Origin of the sequence: Pseudomonas sp. AL03 (genome assembly GCF_029960815.1) — a bacterium.
In the GTDB taxonomy this organism is placed as follows: Bacteria; Pseudomonadota; Gammaproteobacteria; order Pseudomonadales; family Pseudomonadaceae; genus Aquipseudomonas.
The window spans coordinates 53,486-78,382 of the sequence record NZ_JASBRE010000025.1 but is presented as its reverse complement, the minus strand read 5'-3'; the positions used below and the strand labels follow the sequence as shown (position 1 = coordinate 78,382).

25 protein-coding genes are annotated in these 24,897 nt (G+C 57.9%); 10 read left to right on the top strand and 15 right to left on the bottom strand.

What is annotated here, in order from left to right; translation table 11 throughout:
- The 3 genes from QK293_RS21570 to QK293_RS21560 form a co-directional block, all read left to right on the top strand.
- The coding region (locus QK293_RS21570) for a DUF637 domain-containing protein (protein WP_282380810.1) at positions 1-2,393 on the top strand (2,393 nt) is incomplete at its 5' end.
- Positions 2,390-2,860 (top strand): hypothetical protein, encoded by a 471-nt coding sequence (locus QK293_RS21565; RefSeq protein ID WP_282380808.1) that lies wholly within the window; start codon positions 2,390-2,392, stop codon positions 2,858-2,860. The genes QK293_RS21570 and QK293_RS21565, both read left to right, overlap by 4 nt.
- 184 nt (positions 2,861-3,044) lie before the next feature.
- Entirely contained in the window at positions 3,045-3,599 is a 555-nt protein-coding gene (locus tag QK293_RS21560) for a hypothetical protein (protein WP_282380806.1), read from the top strand.
- Positions 3,600-3,668: 69 nt separating this feature from the next.
- On the opposite strand, the gene QK293_RS21555 is transcribed toward QK293_RS21560, so the two are convergent.
- The gene (locus QK293_RS21555) at positions 3,669-3,941 is read right to left on the bottom strand and encodes a hypothetical protein (RefSeq protein WP_008076699.1); all 273 of its coding nucleotides are present in this window, start codon (positions 3,939-3,941) and stop codon (positions 3,669-3,671) included.
- A 337-nt stretch (positions 3,942-4,278) separates the two neighbouring features.
- Positions 4,279-5,013, bottom strand: coding sequence for a thioredoxin family protein (locus QK293_RS21550; protein WP_282380800.1), 735 nt, complete (start codon positions 5,011-5,013; stop codon positions 4,279-4,281).
- Positions 5,014-5,190: 177 nt separating this feature from the next.
- On the opposite strand from QK293_RS21550, the gene QK293_RS21545 reads away from it, so the two are divergent.
- Positions 5,191-5,580, top strand: coding sequence for a transcriptional regulator (locus QK293_RS21545; RefSeq protein WP_282380798.1), 390 nt, complete (start codon positions 5,191-5,193; stop codon positions 5,578-5,580).
- A 132-nt stretch (positions 5,581-5,712) separates the two neighbouring features.
- On the opposite strand, the gene QK293_RS21540 is transcribed toward QK293_RS21545, so the two are convergent.
- The 3 genes from QK293_RS21540 to QK293_RS21530 form a co-directional block, all read right to left on the bottom strand.
- A complete protein-coding gene (locus QK293_RS21540) occupies positions 5,713-6,579 on the bottom strand; it encodes a DUF6279 family lipoprotein (RefSeq protein ID WP_282380796.1) in 867 nt (288 codons plus the stop codon).
- Positions 6,580-6,659: 80 nt separating this feature from the next.
- Positions 6,660-7,376, bottom strand: a complete 717-nt coding sequence (locus QK293_RS21535; RefSeq protein WP_282380793.1) for a TorF family putative porin — start codon at positions 7,374-7,376, stop codon at positions 6,660-6,662.
- Positions 7,377-7,593: 217 nt separating this feature from the next.
- Entirely contained in the window at positions 7,594-7,782 is a 189-nt protein-coding gene (locus tag QK293_RS21530) for a hypothetical protein (protein ID WP_017337097.1), read from the bottom strand.
- Between the two features lie 351 nt (positions 7,783-8,133).
- Here QK293_RS21530 and QK293_RS21525 point away from each other — a divergent pair, with 351 nt between their 5' ends.
- Together QK293_RS21525 and QK293_RS21520 are read left to right on the top strand one after the other, a co-directional pair.
- The gene (locus QK293_RS21525) at positions 8,134-8,970 is read left to right on the top strand and encodes a S1-like domain-containing RNA-binding protein (protein WP_282380790.1); all 837 of its coding nucleotides are present in this window, start codon (positions 8,134-8,136) and stop codon (positions 8,968-8,970) included.
- Between the two features lie 70 nt (positions 8,971-9,040).
- Entirely contained in the window at positions 9,041-9,973 is a 933-nt protein-coding gene (locus tag QK293_RS21520; RefSeq protein ID WP_282380788.1) for a DMT family transporter, read from the top strand.
- Here QK293_RS21520 and QK293_RS21515 read toward each other — a convergent pair.
- Positions 9,918-10,385 carry a YbfB/YjiJ family MFS transporter gene (locus QK293_RS21515; RefSeq protein ID WP_282380818.1) on the bottom strand — a complete coding sequence of 156 codons (468 nt, stop codon included), beginning with the start codon at positions 10,383-10,385 and terminating at the stop codon, positions 9,918-9,920. The genes QK293_RS21520 and QK293_RS21515 overlap by 56 nt on opposite strands.
- Before the next feature lie 183 nt (positions 10,386-10,568).
- Between QK293_RS21515 and QK293_RS21510 the strand changes: the two genes are divergently transcribed.
- A complete protein-coding gene (locus tag QK293_RS21510) occupies positions 10,569-10,697 on the top strand; it encodes a PA1414 family protein (RefSeq protein ID WP_007914492.1) in 129 nt (42 codons plus the stop codon).
- Between the two features lie 150 nt (positions 10,698-10,847).
- Here the strand turns inward: QK293_RS21510 and QK293_RS21505 are convergent, their stop codons facing one another.
- The 6 genes from QK293_RS21505 to speB form a co-directional block, all read right to left on the bottom strand.
- Positions 10,848-11,099, bottom strand: coding sequence for an acyl carrier protein (locus QK293_RS21505; protein WP_282380785.1), 252 nt, complete (start codon positions 11,097-11,099; stop codon positions 10,848-10,850).
- A gap of 56 nt (positions 11,100-11,155) precedes the next feature.
- Complete coding sequence (locus tag QK293_RS21500; protein WP_282380783.1) at positions 11,156-11,881, bottom strand: MBL fold metallo-hydrolase; 726 nt, start codon at positions 11,879-11,881, stop codon at positions 11,156-11,158.
- Positions 11,882-11,965: 84 nt separating this feature from the next.
- Positions 11,966-13,345 carry a sodium:solute symporter gene (locus QK293_RS21495; protein WP_282380781.1) on the bottom strand — a complete coding sequence of 460 codons (1,380 nt, stop codon included), beginning with the start codon at positions 13,343-13,345 and terminating at the stop codon, positions 11,966-11,968.
- 135 nt (positions 13,346-13,480) lie between these two features.
- Complete coding sequence (locus QK293_RS21490) at positions 13,481-14,983, bottom strand: cytosine permease (RefSeq protein ID WP_282380779.1); 1,503 nt, start codon at positions 14,981-14,983, stop codon at positions 13,481-13,483.
- A gap of 54 nt (positions 14,984-15,037) precedes the next feature.
- Positions 15,038-15,460: a nuclear transport factor 2 family protein gene (locus tag QK293_RS21485; RefSeq protein WP_282380777.1), complete on the bottom strand. Its 423-nt coding sequence runs from the start codon at positions 15,458-15,460 to the stop codon at positions 15,038-15,040.
- Between the two features lie 9 nt (positions 15,461-15,469).
- Positions 15,470-16,420: an agmatinase gene (gene speB, locus QK293_RS21480; RefSeq protein WP_131062549.1), complete on the bottom strand. Its 951-nt coding sequence runs from the start codon at positions 16,418-16,420 to the stop codon at positions 15,470-15,472.
- 335 nt (positions 16,421-16,755) lie between these two features.
- Here speB and QK293_RS21475 point away from each other — a divergent pair, with 335 nt between their 5' ends.
- Together QK293_RS21475 and QK293_RS21470 are read left to right on the top strand one after the other, a co-directional pair.
- On the top strand, positions 16,756-17,652 hold the full coding sequence (locus tag QK293_RS21475) for a LysR family transcriptional regulator (protein WP_282380772.1): 897 nt from the start codon (positions 16,756-16,758) through the stop codon (positions 17,650-17,652).
- A gap of 14 nt (positions 17,653-17,666) precedes the next feature.
- Complete coding sequence (locus tag QK293_RS21470; RefSeq protein WP_282380770.1) at positions 17,667-18,260, top strand: DTW domain-containing protein; 594 nt, start codon at positions 17,667-17,669, stop codon at positions 18,258-18,260.
- Positions 18,261-18,289: 29 nt separating this feature from the next.
- Here the strand turns inward: QK293_RS21470 and QK293_RS21465 are convergent, their stop codons facing one another.
- The 3 genes from QK293_RS21465 to QK293_RS21455 are packed head-to-tail and all read right to left on the bottom strand — an operon-like array spanning position 18,290 to position 23,215.
- Complete coding sequence (locus tag QK293_RS21465; protein ID WP_282380768.1) at positions 18,290-19,669, bottom strand: HlyD family type I secretion periplasmic adaptor subunit; 1,380 nt, start codon at positions 19,667-19,669, stop codon at positions 18,290-18,292.
- 9 nt (positions 19,670-19,678) lie between these two features.
- Positions 19,679-21,838, bottom strand: coding sequence for a type I secretion system permease/ATPase (locus tag QK293_RS21460; RefSeq protein WP_282380766.1), 2,160 nt, complete (start codon positions 21,836-21,838; stop codon positions 19,679-19,681).
- A gap of 18 nt (positions 21,839-21,856) precedes the next feature.
- Positions 21,857-23,215: a TolC family outer membrane protein gene (locus QK293_RS21455; protein WP_282380763.1), complete on the bottom strand. Its 1,359-nt coding sequence runs from the start codon at positions 23,213-23,215 to the stop codon at positions 21,857-21,859.
- Positions 23,216-23,807: 592 nt separating this feature from the next.
- Here QK293_RS21455 and QK293_RS21450 point away from each other — a divergent pair.
- Positions 23,808-24,897: retention module-containing protein (locus QK293_RS21450; protein ID WP_282380762.1), on the top strand; the 1,090-nt coding region annotated here is incomplete at its 3' end.

Sequence of the window (24,897 nt, the reverse complement as noted above, 5' to 3'; positions counted from 1 at the left end):
TCAACGTCATCGCCAGCACCGCCAAGGCCGAAGGCAACCTCACCGCCGACGCCGGGCGCGACCTCACCCTGGCCTCGGCCGGCGACGAACACAACGTCGAAACCCACAGCAAGGACGGCAAAAAACGCATCCACGAAGAGGACAACCACACCGTACAGAAAGCGGCTGAGTTCAGTGCTGGCGGCAATGTCAAAACCAGCTCCGGTAGGGACACGACGCTGATCGCGAGCAAAATCAGCGCGGGGAACGAGGCGTATGTGTACGCGGGTAATGACCTGAATCTGCTGGCGGCGCAGAACAAGGATTACACGCTGTATGACATGAAGGAGAAGGGCGGTTGGGGCGCCGAGAAAACCCAGCGTGATGAAGTCACGCAGATCACTCAGGTGGGCAGCGAGATCAAGACCGGTGGCAACCTGACGCTGATCAGCGAGGGCGATCAGCGCTATCAGGTGGCGAAGCTGGAGAGTGGCAAGGACATCACGTTGGACAGTGGCGGGGTGATTGTTTTTGAAGGGGTGAAGGACCTGCATGACGAGAGCCACACCAAGAGTGATGGCGATGCGTTCTGGACCTCATCGAAAGGCAGGGGCAATACCGACGAGATACTGCGCCAGACCCAGATGATTGCCAAAGGCAACATCACGATCAAAGCCGTCGAAGGTCTGCAAATCGATCTCAAGCATATTGACCAGAAGAGTGTCAGCCAGACCATCGATGCGATGGTCCAGGCTGATCCGCAATTGGCTTGGCTCAAACAAGCCGAAGCACGCGGCGATGTGGACTGGAGGCAGGTCAAGGAAATCCATGAGTCGTTCAAGTACAGCAACTCGGGATTAGGGCCAGCATCGCAATTGATCATTGCGATTGCGTTGACTGCCGTCATGGGGCCGATGATGGTTGGCATGAACGCGATGTTGCAGGCGGTCGCCGTGAGTGCCGCGACCAAGGCCACTGTCAGCACCATCGACAACCGGGGCAATCTTGGGAAGGTCATCAAAGACGTTACTTCGAAAGACAGTATCAAAGGCTATGTGACAGCCGCCGCGACAGCCGGCGTGATGCAAGGGCTCAATTACAATCCGGGCGCACTGGGGCTGGATGCCAAGAGCATGCAGATTGTGGCGGTCAAGGTCACCGCCGATGCTCTGATCAAAACGGCTGTTTACGGCGGAAGCCTGAAGGACAATCTGGCCAGTTCGGCTGTCAGCGTAGCCGCAAGTATCGGTGGTGCTGTCGGGGCCGGAAAAATTGGCGATCTGCCCCTGCCGGAGGGCGGTTTAGCAAAAATTCTCCTGCATGCGGGTTTGGGTGGCTTGCTGGCTGAAGCGATGGGTGGTGATTTCCGCACCGGAGCGTTGGCGGGTGGCGCTAACGAAATACTGGTCGGATTGCTGGGTGACAAGCTCTTGCCTTCGAACCTTGTCCCGGGCTCTGCGGAATACAACCAGGCCCAGGCTAACCTCCTCGCGCTGTCGAAAATTGTCGGTGTGCTAGGGGCTGCGGCTTCTGGTGGGGATGTCGGGGTTGGGGCTGCGGTGGCGGCGAATGCAACGCAGTACAACTACCTGACTCACCAGGCATTTGATGAGGTCGATAATTGCCTGTCGGGCAGAACTTGCTCCACTCAGCAGCAGAAAGACGCGGCGATCGCGAAGGCTGAGAAAATGAGTGAGTTTCTGGATTCTGAAATGCGTAGCATGTGTGATAAAGCTCCTCAAAGTGATGGCTGCCGGACGGCGGTGAACGCTGCGATAAAGTACATCGCCATGCAGGATGCATGGAATATCATGCACAGTGATGTTTCTCGCACATCGCAAAGTACCTTTAACTATCTCTATAATACGGAAGGTGCGTCCGACCGGTTGGTTACCTATCTGAATACTATCGACAATCGAGCAAATTTTTTTGGAGCCAGTAATCTCTATGAACAACAACTTGGGATAGGGGCCAAGTGGTTCTGGGGTGCGGAGGCCGTTTCTAGGGCGCCATTGAATGGGTTAGGTGCAGATGGAAATGCATCTTACATAACCTTTGGTCTGGGTTGGTTGTTGGCTCCAGTATATAGCTGGCGTACAGCGGCTGGTGATGCACTGATCAACGGCGGGTTCGATAACTTCAAGGGTCTATTCAATAAAGTCAGTACTGATCCTGTTGCTTGGGATATAAATCAATTAAAGACCGAGCAGTCTTTACTGCAGTCAATTCATGAAAGATTTTTGGAGGAGCACCATATTTTTCAGAATATTGGAAGGCTAGCTACTGATACTTCAATTTGGCCCGACTCCATTGTTGGTGCCAATGGTGGGGTGTCTATTTTGGACTATAAATCTCGGGTGGAATTTGGTTGCAAATTACTGGGGCACTCTAAGAGTCAAGGTTGTGTGCCATGAGTGGAGTCATTTATCCACGTCGTAAAGTTTTTCTGGCTTTTTTTCTTTGTCCGCTAGTACTTGGATTCATTGCCGGAATTATCAGAACAGTAGCAGTGCTCGCCGAGTTGGTGAGTAATCCAAAATTGTTGGGTTCGGTGAGGGGCGCTGAATTGCTGTTAATGCCGTTTTTGACCCCTCTTCTCATACAGTTAGCTTTCTTTCTGCCGTTTCTGGGTTACGCATTGGCGATTGCATTAATTAAAGTCAAGAAAACACCGCGTAACTGTATGGTGGTTTCCTTTTTGGGAAGTTGTATAGCAACATCGTGGGTATTGTTGTTTATTTCAAATGTGGTGCAAAATATTAAGGGGGCTCAGTACTCAGACTATGTCGTTGAGCTTCTGATACTGTTCGTCGCATCGATGGCTACCTGTTGGTTAACGGCCCATTTCTTTTTGCCTGAGGAGGGTTATGTCGAAGATTAGATGTGGTAGGGTGTGTTGGGATAGCATTGAATCGTTGATTTTAGCGTGGTCTGTCCGACATTGTTTCTACAGGTTTAACTATCCATAAAAATCTGAGAGATTTTTTGCAGGGGATGGCCGTGAATAATAAGGTCACTTAGATCACCAGTTAACTTGATTTTATTTGTTCGATAAGGAGTGCTCGATGCGTTTTTTTGGTTGTTGGCTCCTATTGAGCTTGGCAGCGCTGCTGTCAGGCTGCAACACCACTCCCTACGACAAGGCGACGATTTACTACGATCGAGCGCAGTTCCCTGAACAAATCGTGAAAGACTATCCGGCGTTGAGTGATCCCATTCTCCAGCACGGACGTTGCTCGCTGATTATTGCTACGCCCGGTTCGAACACTGGTACTTACTACTTCTGCACCTATGCGCTGACGGCGAATGGGCTTTATGTGCAAGGATGGGACGCCAAGGTGCTGAAGTATGTGGAGATCGTGCACGTTGATTTGTCGATGCTCAAAAAAATATCCCTTTATTCATTCTTGCGAACGAACCAGCTTCAGTTGACAGAGGAGCGACGTCAGATAACACTGAGTGCCTCCATTGACGAGGGCGGGTATGTCGATACTGCAGCCACTGAGCGTTTGTTCGAAACGATTAAACGCAAGGGTGTTCTCGTGGTGAAAAGCGAAGGCATGATGAACCCGCCTGCACCTGCGACGCCGATGATCATTCCAATCATCGTTCCGAAGTGAAGGCGCGATGGGGCAATTTTGGCTGAATGCGCAATGTGAAACGGGCGACCCATAGGTCGCCCGTTTTATTCACTCCGCAGCCTGCGCCCGCAACCGCCGACCAATCACATCCATCAAATCACAGCCATCACGCAAAGGGATGGCCAGCAGTTTGGAAAAGTCAGAAAGCACCACCGTGTCACAACCAATCTCGGCACGAAAGGCGATGTTCTCCAGCACCTGAGTGACGGTGCGGATGCGGTAATCCGCCATTGCTTGCAGGACGTCGAGTGGCGCTTGGGTATCAATAAGCAGAGAGGCCGGGATCAAGTCGATTCCGGTGAGGGGCATGTATCTATCCATAGCTGGAGTCTCTCGCAATTAAAAAGGACTCTCTGTGATCAGGTCGCCAAACCCGGTCGCCTTTTGGGCGACGGGCTGACTATAGTCCTCATCCTTCAATCATTACAGGGGGCTGGTTCTGAGCTTTGTGTAGGGTATTTACTCTGTTGCAGTCGGACGTCTGAATGCAATTTTCACAGCACCACTTACCTCCTGTGGGAGCTCGCTCGCGAAAGCGGTGTATCAGTCGATATCCATGTTGAATGTTAGTCAGTCTTCGCGGGCAAGCCCACTTCCACAGGGGATTTGTGGTGTTCACTGGGACTGTGGCTAACCCGGGACCCAGTGAGAACGGGCCTTACTCCCCGTGGCAGCAACTGGCCGCTGCCTTGTCTTCGTACCGGTCGTGATGCCTTACCCACTCCATGATTTCCTCTTCATTGCGCCCCTTGGGTGTGAGATCCAGGTAGTTATAGGCCCCGACCAACATGTCCAGACCTCGGGCATAGGTGGAGTAGGTGTGAAAAATCTCGCCCGCTTCGTTGCGATAAAACACGCTGAGGCCGGGGAGTTCTTCTTCGGTGCCGTCGGATTTTTCGTAGTTGTAGGTGGCTTTACCGGCGGCGACGTCTTCTGCTCGGGCCGAGACGCCGAAGTCGTAGTTGAAGTCGCAGCCTTCTGACGACACCCAATCGAATTTCCAGCCCATGCGTCGTTTGAAGGCCTGGAATTCGACGAACGGTGCGTGGGAAACCGCCACCACGGCGACGTCATGATGGGCCAGGTGTTGGTTGGCGCCGTCGATGTGGTCGGACAGGAACGAGCAGCCGGAGCAGCCTTCGTCCCAGTCTGTGCCAAACATGAAGTGGTAAATGACCAACTGGCTACGGCCGCCGAACAGGTCAGCCAGTTTCAGTTCGCCGTTAGGGCCCTGAAAATGGTAGTCCTTGTCGATTTTCACCCAGGGCAGGGCGCGGCGTTCGGCGCTGAGTTTGTCGCGTTCTTTGGTGAAGGCTTTTTCGTGGGCCAAGTGTTGCTTACGGGCGGCGAGCCATTCTTCTCGGGAGACGACGGGATGATTCTGAATGTTCATTGGGATTCTCCTGCGGGGTGCTGGGAGGTGACTTACACAGCCTAGTCGTTTGGCCTAAGCCCAATTCGACATGCCACCGGTCGGTACAGGCAAAAACCTTGGCTGAACGGCTTCGAGCCGCGCCGGTCACAACTTAAGAAGGCCATCTCACTCACAGGCTTTGGAGGTTGAATCAGGATGACCACTTACAACTGGGATTTGATTGAACGCTTGCTGCACGAAGTGCAACACGGTGAGGCCAGTTTTACGCCGCGACCGTATGCCGAGCAGTACGTGGCGGAGAAAGCTTCGGAAGGCGAGCAGACTGAAAATCTGGATCACCTGAAAACGGTGGCCGGTGAGTATGAAAAGTTACTGTTGGCGCGCGGTTATATCGAGCCTCGACCAGAGGAACAGGGTGGCACGGGATCGAACTACATTTTGACGCCTCGAGGCTCGAGTTTATTGAGCCTGATCGACAGCAGTATTCCGGGCAATAACCATCCGCGGCAGGTGTTGGATGAGCAGGAAGATGCGCTGGATGAGGCGACGTTTGATGGGGTGGCGTCGAAGGCGCAGATTGCCTGAAGATCCCCGATAACCATAGATGTGGGAGCGGGCTTGCTCGCGAAAGCGTTGTAACAGTCGACAAAAAAGTTGAATGTTAAAGCGCTTTCGCGAGCAAGCCCGCTCCCACATTACTGGATTGATGTTGACGACTTAACCCTTCGCGGCTTTCAGGCACTTCAAATCATTGAAGTCTTTGCGCACCCCTTCTATTTTTTTCAGCAACTGCTGGCGCTGTTCCGGTGTGCTTTCGGCCATCAAATCTACAAACAGTCCCCGTGCCTGGGCTTCGGTGTTGGCGAAGGCCTGGCGATAAGCGGGCGTCCACAAGCTCTCGCGATTGACCAGAAGCGTCTCGATACGCTGTGGGAATTCTGGACTCTGGCGCTGCGCAACCGCTGCACTGAACTGCTTCTGCCAATGGACTCGGTTGGCGATCCATTGCGTATTTTGGTCACCCAAGCCGTTTGACCACGCGACAACGCGTAGCTGCTGGGTTGCGCTGAGCGGGCCGAGCCAGTCATTCAGGCGTTTTTCCATGCGCTGGCCACGTCCCTTGATCTGTTGATCGAGGGACGGTTTGAGGTAACGCTCCTGGCGTTTCTTCTGGTCCTTGGCGAAGGAGTCGTTCATCTCTGCGACTTGCTTGTCATCCAGCCCCTGTAACAGCTCAATGGCCGACGGGGTGATTTCCCGGGCGGTCTGGGCGATGGCGGCTTTGGCTTCCTGAGTGCGGGTTTGCAGCGCAACGTCGGTGACCTTGTTGGTCTCGACCATGACCTGTAAGCGGTCCAGCCAGTCGAGATAGCCCGGCAGTTGCGTGGTGCAATGCCAGCTCAGGTGCTCTTTGAGGCGCTCGTCGAACCATTCTTTCTGCTCCCCGTGCATGTTCAGGTAATCGCTGAGCGTCCAGGGAATGATCACATCGAGATTGCGATAGGCCAAGCCCACGCGGCTGCACGCACCGAGCACGAAACTGAGGGTGATAACGAGGGCGAGATACTTCAACCAGCGCGACATGGGCGAATCCTTTGCGAAGGTCTGGTTTCTTTAATTGGCTTCTCTATGTGAGCGCAGAATGATCCTGGCAGTTCAGCCGATCAATAAAAGGCGCGTTCGGCCTTGAGGGTGACCAGCCCGTCGCATTGGCTGTTGCGCCCGGAATAGGCGGAGCAGCTGCTGCCGCTCAAGCTGGAGTCACTGTAGATCAGGTCCAGATCGACGCCCATGAACGGCCGAGAAAGTTGCACTGACCAGTCGGTGAAATTGCCTACATTTCCACCGTCGACGGACACCGGCGTGTTGAGCTGGTGGGTGGTGTATTTCATGCTGATCCCGATGCCGAACGGCTGATTGCCACCGAGGTCGGCGAACACGGTGCTGTTCTGTTTGTCCGGGTCGTTGCTGAACGCTGCGCCAAAACGGCTGCCCAGAAAGGTCAGTCCACCGAAAAGCTCTTGGCTGTCGAGGGTGTCCACTTTCGGGTAGCTGTAACGGATCATGCCGACTTCGTACCCGAGGGTACTATCGAAAGGCTGTTTAAAGCCCATGTAGTAGTCGACTTCAAGGTTGGCCCCTGGCGTTAAACCCATGCTCGGTGCCCATTGGCCCACGTAAAAACCGCTGCCGTGACTCAGGTCGAGACCACCGTGGAACGAACCGGTGCTGGCAGGTTTGACCAGCCCCTGGGCCATGCTGCGGCTGGGGGTGGTGCCGAGTTTAAGATCGAAGTCGCCCAGTTCACGCTGAAAAATTTGCGCATGGGCGACCGAACACGACAGCAGGGTGCCGAGCAATAAATAGGAGGGTTTGAGCATGCGTCACTCCATGACAGCGAGGGGCAGGAACAAAAACCTACTGAAACGCTTGATCTAGACGTGTGCAAGCATACCGGCGAATGCTCGGCATCGAAGGCCGTTCGTCGATTTTTGAAATATTGATGTGCTTGGCGGGGTGTTGCGAGGGGGGTTCCAGTCCAAGCGCTTCGAAGCTCAAAGCGCTTAGGGACCAGGTGACGCGGCGGATCTTGGGAAGTTACTTCTTACCCAGGGTGATCTGCTTGGACGGGCCGAACGTCTGGCCGCTAACGCCTTTGGCAATTTGCTGGATCTCGCCGCCGGACTTGAGGAACGCAGCAATCTGGTTGTTGATCGATTCGCTGGTTTCAACGGCTGGAGCTGGCTTTGCTTTGCTGTTGGATGCTTTTACACGCATGGCGGCCATTAACCTATAGAAAATTAACTTGGCCAGGTATCGTACAGGAAATACTTGACAATTGCTTGGCAAATATCCCCCCGAAATACACAAGGCAGATGAAGCATCTATCGCAAGTTATTATTCTTGATCACCCCCTAAGCTGCTGTTTTAACTAAGAACCATCGTCAAAAAACACAGTTTTTTGCTTGGCTGGCAGGTGCGCAAGTCGCCAGAACGGCCTGACGAGCGGCCAGGCGCGTGCGGTAGAACCCAGGAAAATTAAGCCCTTCAGAGGATTTTCTTCCGCCACCGGGCTGGCCAGCGAACGCGGCCCGCAAAACCGGGTAGAATGCCGCCCACGCAATGAGGGTATTGGAAATGGCTTTAGTCGGGCGCTACAACAGTTTGCAAGTGGTTAAACACACTAACTTCGGTTTATATCTGGACGGTGGCGCGGAGGGCGAAATCCTCCTGCCTAATCGTTATATTCCCAAAGATATTCCCAGCGAAGATGAAGATTGGCTCAACGTTTTTATTTATCTGGACAGCGATGACAAACTCATCGCAACTACCGAAAAACCGAAAGTTCAGGTCGGTGAGTTCGCCAGTTTAAAAGTCGTTGAAGTCAACAGCATCGGTGTTTTCCTGGATTGGGGCTTGCCGAAGGATCTGCTGCTGCCGTACTCCGAAGAAAAGCGCCAGATGACCGCCGGCGAGTATGTCGTGGTGCACGTCTACCTCGACAAGCACACCCGCCGCATCACCGCGACGGCGCGTCTGGACCGCTACCTCGACAAGACCCCGGGTAACTACACCCCTGGCCAGGAAGTTGATTTGCTGGTGGCCGAAGCCACCGAAATGGGCTTCAAGGCAATCATCAACAACAAGCACTGGGGCCTGATCCACAAGAACGAAATCTTCAAGTTCATGCGCGCCGGTAAAGAAGAGAAGGGCTTTATCAAAGAAGTCCGTGCCGACGGTAAGATCAGCCTGAGCCTGCAACCTGTGGGCGAAGAAGCCGCCACCAGCCTGAACTCGAAGATTCTCGCCAAGTTGCGCGAAAACAATGGCAGCCTGCCGGTCAGCGACAAGAGCGACCCGACGGTGATCAGCAGTATGTTTGGCGTGAGCAAGGGCAACTTCAAAAAGGCCATCGGTGCGTTGTACAAGAACGGCCAGATCGTCATTCATGCCGATCGCATTGAGCTGAGCTGACCTTACTCCGGACCCCTCGTAGCCTTTACTGTCGAGTCGCTGCCATGGATTGTGTTGTCGAGGTGTTTAGGTGAGCGCCACCCGGCGCAGCGCCGATGGGTTTGCCCTGCAAGTGATGATTGGGTTGTGCCTGATCTGGGGTATTCAGCAGGTGATGATCAAATGGGCGGCGCCAGACATCGCGCCGGTCATGCAGGCCGCCGGGCGTTCGGGTATTTCCGCGTTGCTCGTAGGATTGTTGATCTGCTGGAAGGGCGGCTGGGATCAAGTGGGCAACACCTGGCGCGGTGGACTACTGGCTGGCGCGCTTTTTGGCCTGGAGTTCTTGTTCATTTCCGAAGGTCTGCAATTGACCACAGCCGCGCACATGTCGGTGTTCCTCTACACCGCGCCGATCTTTACCGCACTGGGCGTTCATTGGTTGTTGCCGAGTGAGCGTTTAAGACCGGTCCAGTGGCTGGGGATTTTCCTCGCCTTCGTCGGGCTCGCCATCGCGTTTGCCGGTGGGGTTTCCTGGGACAACCTCGATCACCGTATGTTGATGGGCGATGCGCTGGGCGTACTGGCCGGCGCGTCCTGGGGTGCAACCACGGTGGTGGTGCGCGCTTCGCGTCTGTCGGAAGCGCCGGTGACCCTGACGCTGTTCTATCAATTGATTGTCGGTTTCGTTGGCCTGTTGCTGATCGCGATCCTCAGCGGCCAGGTCACCCATGTCAGCCTGACCACCGTCGCGGTGGCCAGTGTGTTGTTTCAGGGATTGGTGGTGTCGTTCTTCAGTTACTTGACCTGGTTCTGGCTGTTACGTCGCTACCTGGCGGCGAACCTGGCTGTGTTTTCGTTCATGACGCCGCTCTTCGGCGTCACGTTCGGTGTGGTGCTGCTGGGCGAAGAGCTGAGTTTCAACTTCGTCATCGGTGCGGTGCTGGTGCTGCTGGGTATCACGTTTGTCAGCGCTGAGCAGTGGGTGCGCCGTCGCTTGCGCAAAGCCCTCGGGCAGCCTTGACCGGGCGAAGCAGTAAACCGCCAGCCACCAGCAAACCACAGCCAGCGAACACCAGCGCTGGCTGCAAACCACCACTGAAATGGCTGCTCAACGCCGCCAGCAACGGCCCGCTGAGCTGGCCCACGGCAAAGCACGCCGTCAGCAGCCCGGCGAGCGTAGCATCACCAGCTGCATGCAGGCCAGGAACGGCGTGCCGCCAGAGGATCACGCCCAATGCCAGCCCAGGACTGCTGCCCAACAGGCAGGAGAAAACCCCGACGGCTTGCAGCCACAAAGTCGCCATCAGCCAATGACGAGTAGCGTTCGGGTTATGTCGACGCAAACTCACCAGCACCACGCCGATAGCGGTCGCCAGGCCGAAGCACGGCCAGAACAGATCAGCCATCCAACGCGTGGCTTGAGCAGCAACAATTGGTCTATTCGTCGACGCCGAGCCAGGCTCGTGCGATGGCTTGAACTATCGGTCAGGTATTTTGATCAATTCAGTAACAGATCATTGCGACTTTGGGCGAGCAATACGTAGGACTTCGGACTATTATCAGTGCGAAGTGGCTACAGAATTTTGGCCACTCGGCACTACCCTGAAGGGGGCACCATGAAAGAGAAAATCCAAAATTGGCTGCACGACTTGGGTGTCGCACTCGGTTTGATCGAACCGCCTCTGCAACCTGTGCCCATTCGCACTGACGACGAACAACGCCGACGCCAGCAGCGCCGCCGGTAATCGTGACGCAGCCGATGTTGTAGCAGCTGCCGAGCACCGCGAGGCTGCGTTCGGCAGCATGCAGGTTTACGACTGCTTCGCAGCCGTGCGCAGCCTCGCGGTGCTCGGCAGCTGCTACAGGGGAACGGGCGAGTTCATGAAGTGGCGAGCTCAACGCCGCCCGATCTCCATCAAAAACCGACGCAGGTCATTCGCCGTCCTGGCGGTCTTGAGCATCTGATCTTCCTCAGCCGTAAACGCCGTCAAACCCAGTTCATCTTCCAGATGGAAGATCAGCTCTTCGATATCTTCTTTATCCAATCCCAATTGCGCCAGGCTGGCGTTGTCGTCGAAGTCATCCTGACCCTCCATCAGGCGGCTAATGAAACGATGCACGACGGCACGAACGGCAGCTCTTTTCATTGGTCATTCTTCGAGGGCGTTATTGTTGTTGTCCCTGAGGCTGAGTACAGCAGGCTTCAGGCGTGCAAGCGCTGCCACTCGTCAATCATCGTGCGCAAATGCTCCCCGGAAAAACTCCCGAAATGCCCGCCATGCACCGTGCGGATAGGCAACTTGCGCAAACGCTGCAGGCTGCGGGCGTAGTCGTCGAGGTTGGAGTGGTAGGCGTCTTCGATCAGCGGCCCGTCGTAGATGATGTCGCCGCTGAACAGGGTCTCGGTCGCCGGTTCGTACAGGCTGATGCCGCCCGGTGAATGCCCCGGCGTGTGCAGCACTTGTAGCGTGCGGTTACCCAAATCCAGCACGTCGCCTTCTTCGATCAACCCGGTGGCTGGGGCCGCTTTGACCCGGTACTCGGCGTAGCACAACGGGCAGTCGGGATGCGCTTCGAACATCTCGTCGCCGACAAACGCCGTGCTCAGTGTGTTCTCGCCGTCCGGTGACGCGAGGATTTGCGCTTCGGCCGGATGTACCAGGCGTTCGGGGAATTCGTGATGGCCGGCGATGTGGTCGAAATGGCAATGACTGGCCACGGCGACCAGCGGCCGTTCGGTGATCCACGGCAGTTGCTCGCGCAGGCTCACTAGCCCGGAACCGCTGTCGAGCAGCAAGTCCTTGTCGCGACCCTGGATGTGCCAGAGGTTGCAGCGATAGAAGGGGCGGATGTAAGGCTCGTGAATCAATCGGATGCCGTCACTGAGCTGTTTCACCTCGAACCACTGATCGCGAGAAACAATCTTCATCAAAGGTTTTCTCCAGACGAAAAAAACGGGTGTGGCAACCGACGCCACACCCGTCGAAGAAAGCATCAAGTCGTTATGTTCAGCTTAGGCGGCGCTGGTCACCATTGCAGGACGACGGGACAGCAAGCTGACCACGACGAAACTCACCAGACCCACGCCGAGGCTGTAGTAGATCGGGGTGTTGGCGTCCATTCCGTCCTTGAACATGAACACCAGCGCCGTGGCAAAGCCCATGCCCATGCTGGCGATGGCGCCGGCGGTGGTTGCGCGTTTCCAGAAGATTGCACCGATCAGCGGGATCAGCATGCCGCCCACCAACAGGTTGTAAGCCAGGGTCAGTGCGCTGATCACGTCGTTGACTACCAGTGCGATCCCAAGTACCACGATGCCGGTCAGCAGGGTGAACAGGCGGTTGATGCCCAGGCTCGACTGTTTACCGCCGCGCAGTTTCGGCAGCAAGTCTTCGGTCAGGGTGGTGGACGCGGCGAGCAAGCCGGCGCTGGCGGTGGACATCATGGCGGCCAGGGCAGCAGCGATCACCAGACCACGGATACCATCCGGCAGGGACAGTTTGACGATGGCGGCGAAGGCGTTATTGACGTTGTCCAGGTCCGGGATCAGTACATGAGCGGCCATGCCGATCAGGGCACAGGCGAGGCCGTAGAAGATGCAGTAGATACCCGCGAAAGTACCGGCGTACTGAGCGACTTTGGCGGTCCGGACGGTGAACACACGCTGCCAGATGTCCTGGCCAATCAGGATCCCGAAGAAGTAGATCATGAAGTAGGTGATGATGGTGTCCCAGCCGATGGTGCTGAAGTTGAAGGCTGCTGCCGGCAGTTTCAACACCAACTCATCCCAACCGCCGACGCGGTACAGGCAGATCGGCAACAGGATGAACATCAGGCCGACGGTCTTGATCACGAATTGGACGATGTCAGTCAGGGTCAGGGACCACATGCCACCGATGGCCGAGTAGACCACTACCACGCCACCGCCGAGCAGTACCGAGATCCAGAACGGCAGGCCGAACAACACTTCCAGAACGGTGCCGATCGCCAGGATAGAAGTCACGCCGATCATCAGCGCGTACGCCAGCATGATCGCCGCGCTCGCGGAGCGGGCCATCGGGTTGTAGCGTTTTTCCAGGACCTGGGTGACGGTGTAGATTTTCAGCTTCAGCAGCGGTTTGGCGAGGAACAGGTTCAGCGCCACGATCCCGCAACCCAGTGCCGCGCAGAGCCAGAAACCGGAAATGCCATGGACGTAGCCCAGACGCACGGTGCCGACAGTGGACGCTCCACCCAGAACGGTAGCGGCCATGGTGCCCATGTACAGGGTAGGGCCGAGGTTACGCCCGGCGACCAAGTAGTCTTCGTTGGTCTTGGCCTTGCGCATGCCGAAGTAGCCGAGTACCAGCATCGCGGCGGCGTAAATGAGAACGACGAATAAATCCAATGCCATGATGGCGTGTCTCCGATTGTCTTTTTTATGGTGAAACGAAAATCAAACTTTGTAGGAGCAAGGCTTGCCCGCGAAGGAGACGCCGCGGTCCATCAGGCCGACCGCGTTATCGTTCTTCGCGGGCAAGCCTCGCTCCTACACTACCGCCGGTTTAGCGAGCGAATCCGTGCCCTTGCTGCGTGGATCGTTTGGTCCGAACACCGCTGCCGATTCCGGGAACAGGTTCAGTAGCGCCAGGTACACCAGCGAGGCCAGGCCCAGTGTGACCGGCAGGCTGATGTCGATGCCGCCAGCCAGATTGCCCAACGGACCCACAAACTGCCCCGGCAGGTTCACAAAGCACAAACCCACCAGTGCACTCGGGATCCAGGCACCCAGGCCACGCCAGTTCCAGCCATGCGTGAACCAGTAACGACCCCCTTTCTCGCCACGGGTGAACACTTGCAGGTCATCCGGGCAGTAGAAGCCGCGACGCACCAGCAGGCCGATGATCATGATCACCATCCACGGGGTGGTGCAGGTGATGATCAGCACGGCGAAGGTCGACACGCTCTGCACCAGGTTCGCGGCAAAGCGCCCGATGAAGATGAAGGCAATCGACATCACGCCGATCAATAACGTTGCCTTGACCCGCGACAGCACACGAGGGAACACGCTGGACATGTCCAGCCCGGTGCCATAGAGCGAGGTGGTGCCGGTGGACATGCCGCCGATCACTGCGATCAGGCACACCGGCAGGAAGAACCAGCTCGGCGAGACGGCCAGCAGACCCCCCACGTAGTTGTTGGCTGCGATGTAGTCCGGTGCCTTGATCGCCACGATGGTCGCGGTGGCGAGACCGAACAGGAACGGGATCAAGGTGGCGACTTGCGCGGCGATCACGGCGAACATGATCCGGCCTTTAGGGGTTTCGCGCGGGATGTACCGCGACCAGTCACCGAGGAACGCACCGAAGGAAATCGGGTTGCTCATGGCCACCAGCGCGGCGCCGATGAAGGCTGCCCAGAAGCCGGCCTGACCCATGGCGACGGTGCCGGCGAACTGGCTATCGAAGGTCGGGGCGAAGGCGAAGATGCCCAGCAGGAACAGGGCGCTGGCCGCCCACACCGCGATGCGGTTGACCCACAGCATGAAGCGAAAGCCATAGATGCACACGGTCAGTACCAGGATCGCGAACAGACCGTAGGCCAGGCCCAGGGTCAGGTCGGTTTCCGGAAGACCGATCAGGCGTTTGGCACCACCGATCAGCGCATCACCCGAACTCCACACCGAGAGCGAGAAGAAGGCGATGGCGGTCAACAGCGACAAAAACGATCCGACGATCCGCCCGTGCACGCCAAAGTGCGCACCGGAAGACACAGCGTTGTTGGTGCCATTGATCGGGCCGAACAGGCCCATCGGCGCGAGGATCAGCGCACCGAGTAACACGCCCAGCACGATCGCCCAGACACCGGCCTGGAACGACAGGCCGAACAGCACCGGGAAACTGCCGAGCACGGCGGTAGCAAAAGTGTTGGCGCCGCCGAAGATCAAGCGAAACAGGTCGCTGGGTCGGGCGTCGCGCTCATGATCCGGGATCTGTTCGACCCCGTTTGTTTCGATGCTGCTAAGGCTTTTTTCTTTGTTGTTGTTATTCATGATCAGCTCCGATCATAAAGGCGCGCTCATCGATTGTGAGCGTCACCTGTTTGGCTAAGGGGGTGGCAGCCCTTCCGGCATCGCGGACAAATGTTCGTGGCAGGCCAGCCATAGGCCTTGTTGTTCTTGGCCAGACGCTTGTTTCTTGAAAACAATCGTCTCGCGCTCCTGGCTGAAGTGTTGCTCCCCTTGCATGCGCAGCTCGGTGGCCACGTCATGGATGAAAATCGCCACGTCACCCTGCAGGCTGACGAAAGCGTTGCTTGAAGTGCACGCAAGCACCTCGAAGCCATCCTCGGAGCGCCAGGTGTCCCACAAGACCTGATAGGCATCGCGCGACAGCAGGGGCTGCTCGAGGGTGTAGAACACGAAGCTGGCGTCGGCGCTGAACGCGCCGAAGTAAGCTTCGCGATCGTTACCGGCAAAGGCTGACACCAGATCGGCGGCAGCTTTCAATACCTGATCACGTTCGTTCATGACCGATCCTCAGCGGTGGGCCACGCCAGGCAGTACGCAGAGCATTTCGTACAGCAAGTTGGCGGCCAGCAGCGAGGTGTTGCCGGTGGTGTCGTAAGCGGGCGAGACTTCTACCAGATCGCAACCAATCAGGTCGAGGCCTTGGCAGCCGCGAATGATCTCAATCGCCTGAATGGTCGTCAGACCACCGATTTCCGGGGTGCCGGTGCCTGGCGCCCACGCGGGGTCGATGCCGTCGATGTCGAAACTCAGGTACACCGGACCGCCGCCGACTTTCTCGCGAACTTCGGCCATCAGCGGTGCCAGGGATTTGTGCCAGCACTCTTCAGCCTGAACCACGCGAAAGCCCTGTTTACGGCTCCAGTTGAAGTCTTCGGAGGTGTAACCCTGGGCGCGCAGACCGATTTGCACCACGCGATCGCAGTCGATCAGGCCTTCTTCGGCAGCGCGACGGAAGGTGGTGCCGTGGGCGATTTTCTCGCCGAACATGTGATCGTTCACATCGGCGTGAGCATCGATGTGCACCAGACCGACCTTGCCGTGCTTCTTATGAATTGCACGCAGGATTGGCAGGGTGATGGTGTGGTCGCCGCCCAGGGTCAGGGGGATCACGTTGTGTTCGAGGATGGCGTCGTAGGACTCTTCGATGATCCGTACGGCGTCCAGCAGGTTGAACGTGTTGATCGCCACGTCACCGATGTCAGCGACCGACAGCGAGTCAAACGGTGCAGCGCCGGTGGCCATGTTGTACGGGCGGATCATGACCGATTCAGCGCGGATTTCGCGAGGTCCGAAACGGGTGCCAGGGCGCAGAGACGTGCCGATGTCCAGCGGGACGCCAACGAAGGCAGCATCCAGACCGGCAGCGGTTGGCAAATGGGGGAGTCGCATCATGGTGGCGATGCCGCCGAAGCGCGGCATTTCATTGCCGCCCAGTGGTTGGTGAAGAATCTTGTCCACGGGTTCAGGCCTCATCTTTTTTATATTAAGAGCTGTATTAGGGGCCGATTCTGCGAAATGTAGTGGGCGGGAAGAATCGCTACGGGCAAATACTTAGTTCAGATTTTTCTAAACTAATGCCAATGACGGCGATAGACTCGCAATGCTTCATGTAGCAGCTGCCGAGCTTGCGAGGCTGCGTTCGGCTGCGCAGCAGTCGTGAAATCAGGCGACGCGGTGATTCAGGTAGTCCTCGCGCTCAGGTTTTACGACTGCTGCGCAGCCGAACGCAGCCTCGCAGGCTCGGCAGCTGCTACAGGACCTCATCGTCTACCTGTACTTGCTGGAGCCCCTCCATGGCCAACGCGTTACCCGACCTGAAACTTTTGCGCATCTTCGTCAGCGTGGTTCGCCATCAGGGGTTTGCCAGCGCCCAACAAGAGCTCAACCTCTCGACCTCGGCCATCAGCACCTACATGAGCCAGCTCGAAGCCGCCCTCGGCCTAGTCCTCTGCCATCGCGGCCGCGGTGGTTTCAGCCTGACCAGCAAGGGCGAACTGTTCCATCAGGAAACCCTGCGCCTGCTCGGCGAACTCGAAGGTTTCGAACAATACGCCGCCGCCCTCAAAGGGGAACTGCGCGGCACCCTGAATCTGGGGGTGATCGACTCCACCGTCAGCGACAAGGCCTTGCCCTTCGCCGAAGCCATCGGCGCCTACAGTCAGGAACACCCGGCCGTGCATTTGCACCTGTCGGTCATGAGCCCTTACGAACTGCAACTCGGCGTGCAGGACAACCGCCTCGACCTGGCCATCGGTGCGTTCTCCACGCGCATGAGCGGTCTGGTGTACATGCCGCTCTACCGCGAACAACACTGGTTGTATTGCAGCAGTCGTCATCCGCTGTTCACCGAGCGGCGCATTCCCGAGCAGGTCATTACCCAGCAGCGCATGGTCGGCCGCGGTTACTGGAGCCAGGCCGAACTGGCCCGTCACGGCTTCAAGCACAGCGCAGCGACCGTGGAAAGTATGGAAGCCCAGCTGATTCTGGTGCTGTCCGGTGCCTACATTGGCTACCTGCCGGAGCACTACGCCCAGGCGTGGGCGGACAAGGGCGATTTGCGGGTGCTGCTGCCGGCGACCTTCGGTTATCAGGCGCCGTTCTCGATGATCGTGCGCCGTGGCCGCAGCCGCGAGCCGCTGATCCAGACTTTCCGCGACCTGCTTAAAGCGCAACTGAATCAGGCCGTTTAAAGGAAAAACAAGTGATGTCCAGAATCCAGTGTCCACGCTGCCTGCGTCCGCAAACCCATTGCCTGTGCCCACTGATTCCGAGCCTTGACAGCCGCACTCGGGTGTTGCTGTTGCAGCATCCCAGTGAAGTGAACCATGCGCTGAACACCGCGCGGTTGGCGGCGTTGGGGTTGAGGAATGCCGAATTGATTGTGGGCGAGGTGTTCGAGGATTTGCCGGCATTGTTGAACCGGCCGGGCTACCAGGCGCGACTGCTGTTTCCTGCCGATAATGCGCAGCCGTTGCAGACTTACGCCGCCAATGATCAACCGTTTTTGCTGGTCGTTCCGGATGGCACCTGGCGCAAAGCGCGCAAGCTGCTGCACCTCAATCCGTTGTTGGCGGCGTTGCCGAGGGTGACGTTGGCGGAGGGCGGGGTGTCGAGGTATCGATTGCGCAAAGCACCGGGGCCGGGTGCGTTGTCGACGGTGGAAGCGATTGTTCAGGCGTTGCAGACACTTGAAGCACCGGCCATTTTCGAACCGTTGCTACGGCCATTTGAAGCCTTGATTGAAGGGCAGATCGCGGCGATGGGAGAGGAGACCTACCAGAAGAATCACGGACAATGATCGTTCCCACGCGTGGGAACGATCAGAGGCTAACGCTCGCGCATCGCTTCGGTCCGGGCTTTGAGCACCGGTTTAAGCAAGTAATCCAACACACTTTTCTCCCCAGTAATAATGTCCACCGTCGCCACCATCCCCGGAATAATCAGCAACGGTTTTGCATCCCCGCCCAAATGGTTTTTATCCGTCCGTACCTGAATCAGATAAAAGCTGTTGCCCTTGTCATCCGTAATCGTGTCCGCTCCAATCAACTCCAGCTTCGCACTCATCCCCCCATAAATCGTGTAGTCGTAGGCACTGAACTTGACCATCGCTTTCTGCCCCGGATGCAGGAACGCGACGTCCTGTGGCCGGACCTTGGCTTCGATCAGCAAGTTGTCTTCAAGCGGCACGATTTCCACCATGTCGCTGCCCGGTTGAACCACGCCGCCGATGGTGTTGACCTTCAGCACTTTGATAATCCCGTGAACCGGCGACACCACGGTGGTGCGGGTCACTCGGTCATCGATAGCAATGCTCGATGCCGTGATTTTCGACAGGTCGGTGCGTTTTTCATTCAGCTCTTTCGCGGCATCGGAGCGGAAGGATTGTTCCGACTCATCAATCTTGCTTTTGATCTCATTGATCGCCGATTCCGCACGGGGAATCGCCAGCGTCGTAGCGTTCAATGAGCCGCGAATCTCCACGGCACTACGTTTGAGTCGCAAAATCTCCACCGGTGAAACCGCCCCGGAGCCGACCAACGGCGCGGACATGTTCATCTCTTGTTGCAGCAACGCCAGGCTTGAACTGTATTGGCCCTGTTTGGAACGGAACTCCGCCAGTTCCTGGGTTTTTTGCCGAAGTTGTTCACTCAGCGTGCGCTGTTCGCTCGCCAATCGACGCTGGCGTTGTTCGTGCAGCGAGCGTTCGTCCTCGGCCACTTGCGGCGCCTTGGCGATCACTTCGGGGGACAGCTTGAACGGCCGGCCTTCAGCCTCGGCCGACAGCCGTTCGACTTGTGCGGTCAGCGCATAACGATCCGCCTCGCTTTCACCCTTATTCGACAGAAATCGAGTGTCATCGAGGCGCAGCAAGGTGTCGCCCTTGTTCACCATTTGCCCTTCGCGAACGAAGATCTCAGTGACGATGCCGCCCTCCAGGTTCTGGATCACTTGGACTTTGCTCGACGGAATCGCCTTGCCCTCGCCCATGGTCACCTCCTGCAGCACCGCAAACTTGGCCCAGACCACCGCCGTGATAATCAGCGCTGCCGCCAGCCACACGGTGATCCGCGACCAGCGTGGTGAATCCTGCAACGAGGCACCGGCGGTTTCCGGCATGAATTCGCTTTCGGCGCTTTTGCTGAAGCTGCCGAAGTAGCCGCGCGGCTTCGAATTAGAGCGCGACGTGTCGGATGATGAACGGGCCATGGGTAGCTCCTAGACAGCCGCAGAGCCGACACGGCCCTTGCGCAGTGCATCGATGACCACTTCTTTCGGACCGTCGGCGACGATCCGCCCGTTGTCCAGCACCACCAGCCGATCCACCAGGCTGAGCATCGAAGTGCGGTGGGTCACCAGCAGCAGGGTTTTGCCCTGCACCCAGCCGTGGAGTTTTTGTCGCAGAACGTCTTCGCTGCTGTTGTCCATGGCGCTGGTGGGTTCGTCGAGCAACATGATCGGCGGATCCAGCAATAGCGCGCGGGCCAGCAAGACCGCCTGACGTTGCCCGCCGGACAGTAGTTGTCCGCGTTCACCCACTGGCCGGTCGAAGCCTTGCGGATGCTGACGAGCCAGCTCGGTGACGCCGGTCAGTTCGGCGACTTCAAGCATCCGTGAGTCGCTGATGTAGCGGGCGCCGAGGGTCAGGTTGTCGCGCAGGCTGCCGGCGAGCAGCGGCAAGTCGTGAGCGACGTAACCGATTTGCTGGCGCAGGTCGGCGACGTCCAGTTGCCGCAAGTCCAGGCCATCGAGCAGCAACTGGCCTTCTTCCGGTGCGTAGAAACCCATCACCAGCCGCGCCAACGTACTTTTGCCCGAGCCGCTGCGGCCGATGATGCCGATCCGCTCGCCGGGTTTCACGCTGAAGCTGATGTTGGCCAGGGCCGGAGCGTTCTGGCCGTTGTAGTGGAACGTCACGCTGCTGACGTCCAGCGCACCTTGCAATTGTGTGCGCTCCAGCGGCCGTTGTTTGGCGTCGCGCTCCTGCGGCAAGGACATCAGCGCATCGGTGCTTTTCATGGTCAGTTGCGCTTGCTGATAGCGAGTGATCAAACCGGCAATCTGCCCCAGCGGCGCGAGCACCCGGCTGCCGAGCATGTAGGTTGCCACCAGCGCGCCGACACTGAGGTTACCGGCGATGATGCTGTAGACCCCGGCGACGATGGTCGCCATGCCGGAGAATTGCTGGACGAACAACGTGCCGTTGGTGGCCAGCGCCGAGAGGTTGCGCGCATGGCTGTCGAGGCGGGTGAGGGCGCCGTGGGTGCTTTCCCATGTGTGCTGGCGTTCGCTTTCGGCGCTGCAGGCCTTGAGGGTTTCCAGGCCGCCGAGGGTTTCAATCAGCAGCGCTTGGCGTTCGGCACCCAGGGTCAGGCTTTTCTGCACGGTATCGCGCAGACGCACCTGAATCACCATCGCGAAGAGGATCGTGATCGGAAACGCCAGCAGCGGAATCACCACCAGCCAGCCGCCGAGCAGGCCGATCACCACCAGCATCAGCACGGCAAAGGGCAGGTCGATCAGGCTGGTCAGCGTCACCGCGGTGAGGAATTCCCGCAGGCCCTGGAAGTCGTGAATGCTTTGGGCAAAACCACCGATGGTCGCCGGCCGGGCTTTCATCGCCATGCCGGTGATGCGCTCAAACAACGTCGCGGAAAGGATCACATCGGTTTTCTTCCCGGCGGAGTCCAGCAAGTGCGCGCGAACCACCCGCAGCGCCAGTTCGAAACCGGTGCCGATCAGCAAGCCGATGGACAGCACCCACAAGGTCGACGTGGCCTGGTTCGGCACCACCCGGTCGTAGGTCTGCATCACGAACAGCGGCACCATCAACCCCAGCAGGTTGATCAAAAAACTCGCCAGAATCGCATCACTGTACAGCCACTTCGACAGCTTCAAGGTGTCACGAAACCACGCCTCAACCCGCGGCACCAGCGGTGAGCGCAAGTCTTCAAGTTCATGCCGTGGCCGCGCGAACAAGGCCTGGCCGCTGTAATTCTCGGCCAACTCGTCCGTGCTGACCCATTGTTCACCGCCGTCGGCTTCGCTTGGCAGAATCAGCAACTGACCGTCGTCACCAAAGCGTCGTAGAACGGCAGTACGGCCGTTGTTGAGGATCAGCATCACAGGCAGGTTGAGGGCGGAAATATCCGCCAGTGCACGGCGCAGCAATCGCGCCTGCAAACTGGCCCGGGCCGCTGCGCGAGGCAGCAGGTCCAGGCTCAAGCGTTGCTTGTTCAGGGGGAGTCCAGCACTCAGGCTGGCGCGACTGACCGTCGCGCCGTGGAGTTTGCAGAGGATCAACAGACCGTCCAGAAGCGGGTCATCGAAACTCAGGCGCGGATCGACACCGATGTTGCCGGGTTCCATGCTGGTCACATTGATCTCTCCACAGGCCTACTTCAGTTCAGGCAAACGGGCTTCGTTTTTTACTTCCGTGGAGGCGATCGCATCGGCGGGCAACACCACCCGTTGTTTGCTCAGCAATTGACCCATGTTCGCCAGCACGCGGTACATCGAGAACTCCTCGGTGTAGCGCACTTCGGTGTAACGGCGGTTGGCGTTGTAGAGCTCGTTTTCACTGTCCAGCAGGTCGAGCAGGGTGCGTTGACCGAGGCCGAACTGGTCCTGATACGCCACGCGCACGCGTCCGCTGGTATCCGCGTATTCGCGGGCGGTCGGGGTTTGTTTCTTGGCATTGACCATGGCGTTCCAGGCCAGGTGAATGTTCTCGTTGAGTTGGCGCAGGGCATTGTTGCGGATGTCCATCGCCTGGTTGATCTGGTGCGCATTGGAGGCCAGGCGAGCCTTGTCACTGCCACCGCGGAACAGGTTGTAGTTCATCACTACGCCGACCCGCCATTCGTTGTCGTGTCCTTCATCGCCCTGCACGTTGTTGTTTGCACCCACGGCGGCTTCGGCGTCGAAACGTGGGTAGAACGGCGACTTGGCCACTTCGTACTGGCTCTCGGCCGATTGCACGTCGGCCTGGGCAGATTTCAGGTACGGGTTGTTTTCCACCATGCTTTGCTGGGCTTCCTGCAGGGTGGCGGGCAGCTCGCCTCGGGTCGAGGGCGGTGCTTCGATTTCATCGGGCATGCGCCCCACGACGGCGTAGAAGTTCGACTCGGCATCCGCGAGATCGACTTCAGCGGTATCGAGGTTGTTTTGCGCCAGTGCCCGACGAGCGACGGACTGGTCGGAGTCGGCGTTGCTGCCGATACCGCGCTGGGTGCGCAGACCGATTTGATCGTTGACCCGCAAGTGAGCCTGCAGGTTGTTCGTGGCCAGGGTTACCAGTTCGCGGCGCTTGAGCACTTCGAGGTAGACCTCGATGGTGCGCAGGGCCAGATCCTGTGCGGTGCCCTGAGCGTAATAGGCCCGGGAATTGACCACACCTTTGGTGCGCTGGACTTCATTGGCGGTGTTGAAACCATCGAAAAGCATCTGCCGCAGGCGCAATTCCGATTGGGTGTAAGTCAGGATTTCGGTGTGGTGATTGCCAAATGCCCGGGTGCTGGTGTTATCGCTGTACCCGCGCCCGTAGGCGGCATTCAGATCAACCGATGGATAAAAGCCCCCTTTGGCGACTTTAACTTGCTCATCGGCCGAGAGGCGGCTGTCCACACGCGACGCCAACTCCGGGTGGGTCGCGATGGTGCTCTGGATCGCCTCGGTCAATGACATGGCTTGGGCCTGAGAAGTGCAGGCCATCGCCAGCAGAATTGCGCTGCTTAGGGGGGTTAATACGCGCATGGGTGCCTCTCCCTGAATCCTAATGGTGCTTATCATACGCCAAATATTTGACGACATTTATAGTGAAAACCGTTTCACTCTTGTAACAACAGAGCTAAGAACATTTTAGAGAGAACCTAAGAAGTATTTCTCATAAGTCTTATGCCAAAAAAAACTTATACGCCCTGCTAAATCCAGCACATTGTTCACTCCGAAAGCCCCTGATTTAGGAGCGTTAGGGACCTCCGCAGGGCTTGAGGAAAGTTTCAATTCACCTATCGACATAGGGCGAGGAAGTGCTGGAGGGGAGGGAAGCGGACGGCCTGGGGGGTGACGGTTTTTTGTCACTCTAGTGGATCAAGATCGTTACGCATCGCTCGAAGGGCAAGTTGTTGCGCAAGTGGATCCCGATGCCATTGATTGCATAGGGTTTTATCCCGCAGCAGACACGTCGCCCGCGAGCGGCAGGCTTGGCGAGAACGGCGCCAGGGCAGCGGCTTACTTCAGGTAACCACTGCCATCAGTCGATTCCGCCAGGTAACCCGTTGGAGCCATGAGCACGTTCTTCGCAAAAACAGGATGCCAACAGCGGTTGGCAGCGGAGGAAGTGCACATGGCTACGCTCATCGGTATCGTCAGTAAGGTTATTGGTCAGGTGTTCGCGGTCGCGAGCGATGGCACCCGACGCGCGCTGGTCGAGGGGGATCGATTGTTCGCCGGCGATCAGCTAGTCACCGGGGCCGAAGGCGCGGTGGCGGTGCATCTGCAAAATGGCCAGGAACTGACCCTCGGGCGTGACAGCGGCCTGCAAATGACTTCCCAGTTACTTGCCCATCAGGCGCCCCATGTGGACACCGCTGAAGCGGTGACGCCAACTCAAGCGCAACTGACCGATGTCGAACAACTGCAAAAAGCGATCGCTGCCGGCGACGACCCAACCCAGACCGCTGAAGCCACGGCGGCCGGACCGGGTTCGACTGGTACACCCGGTGGTGCACTGGGCGGCGGCCACACGTTCGTCATGCTTGAAGAGGTGGGGGGGCGGGTCGATCCGACCATTGGTTTTCCTACCGCAGGCTTCAACGGCATACCCGAGTTTCCCCTGGAACGCCTGGCCGGTGACCCGGACAACGGCGACAACGGTGCAGGTGGTGCAGGCGGTGCAGGTGGTGCAGGTGGTTCGGGTGGTTCGGGTGGTTCAGGCGGGACAGGCGTTGTTCCTGTGGCACCGGTTGTTCCTGATGTGCCGAACAATCCGGTCACCCTCACCGGCCTGTCGGTGGCAGGGGGTGAACTGACCCTCAATGAGGCCAACCTGGCCGACGGTTCGGCCAGCAACCCTGAGGCACTGACCAAGACCGGCACGTTCAGCGTGTCTGCTCCTGACGGGCTGACCAGCCTGAGCATCGGTGGGATCAACGTGATCAGCGGTGGCGTTGCCGCAGGTTTCCCGCAGTCGATCACCACCCCATTGGGCAACACCCTGACCGTCACCGGCTACAACCCGGCCAAGGGGGTTGTGAGTTACAGCTACACCCTCAACGACAATGAAACCCATCCAGCCGGTGACGGCGCCAACAGCATCACCGAGAATTTCGACGTCGTCGCCACCGATACGGACGGCAGTACGGCGACCGGGCAAATCAACGTCAACATCGTCGATGACCTGCCGACCGCCCATGCCGACGCGACCTCGGTCGCCG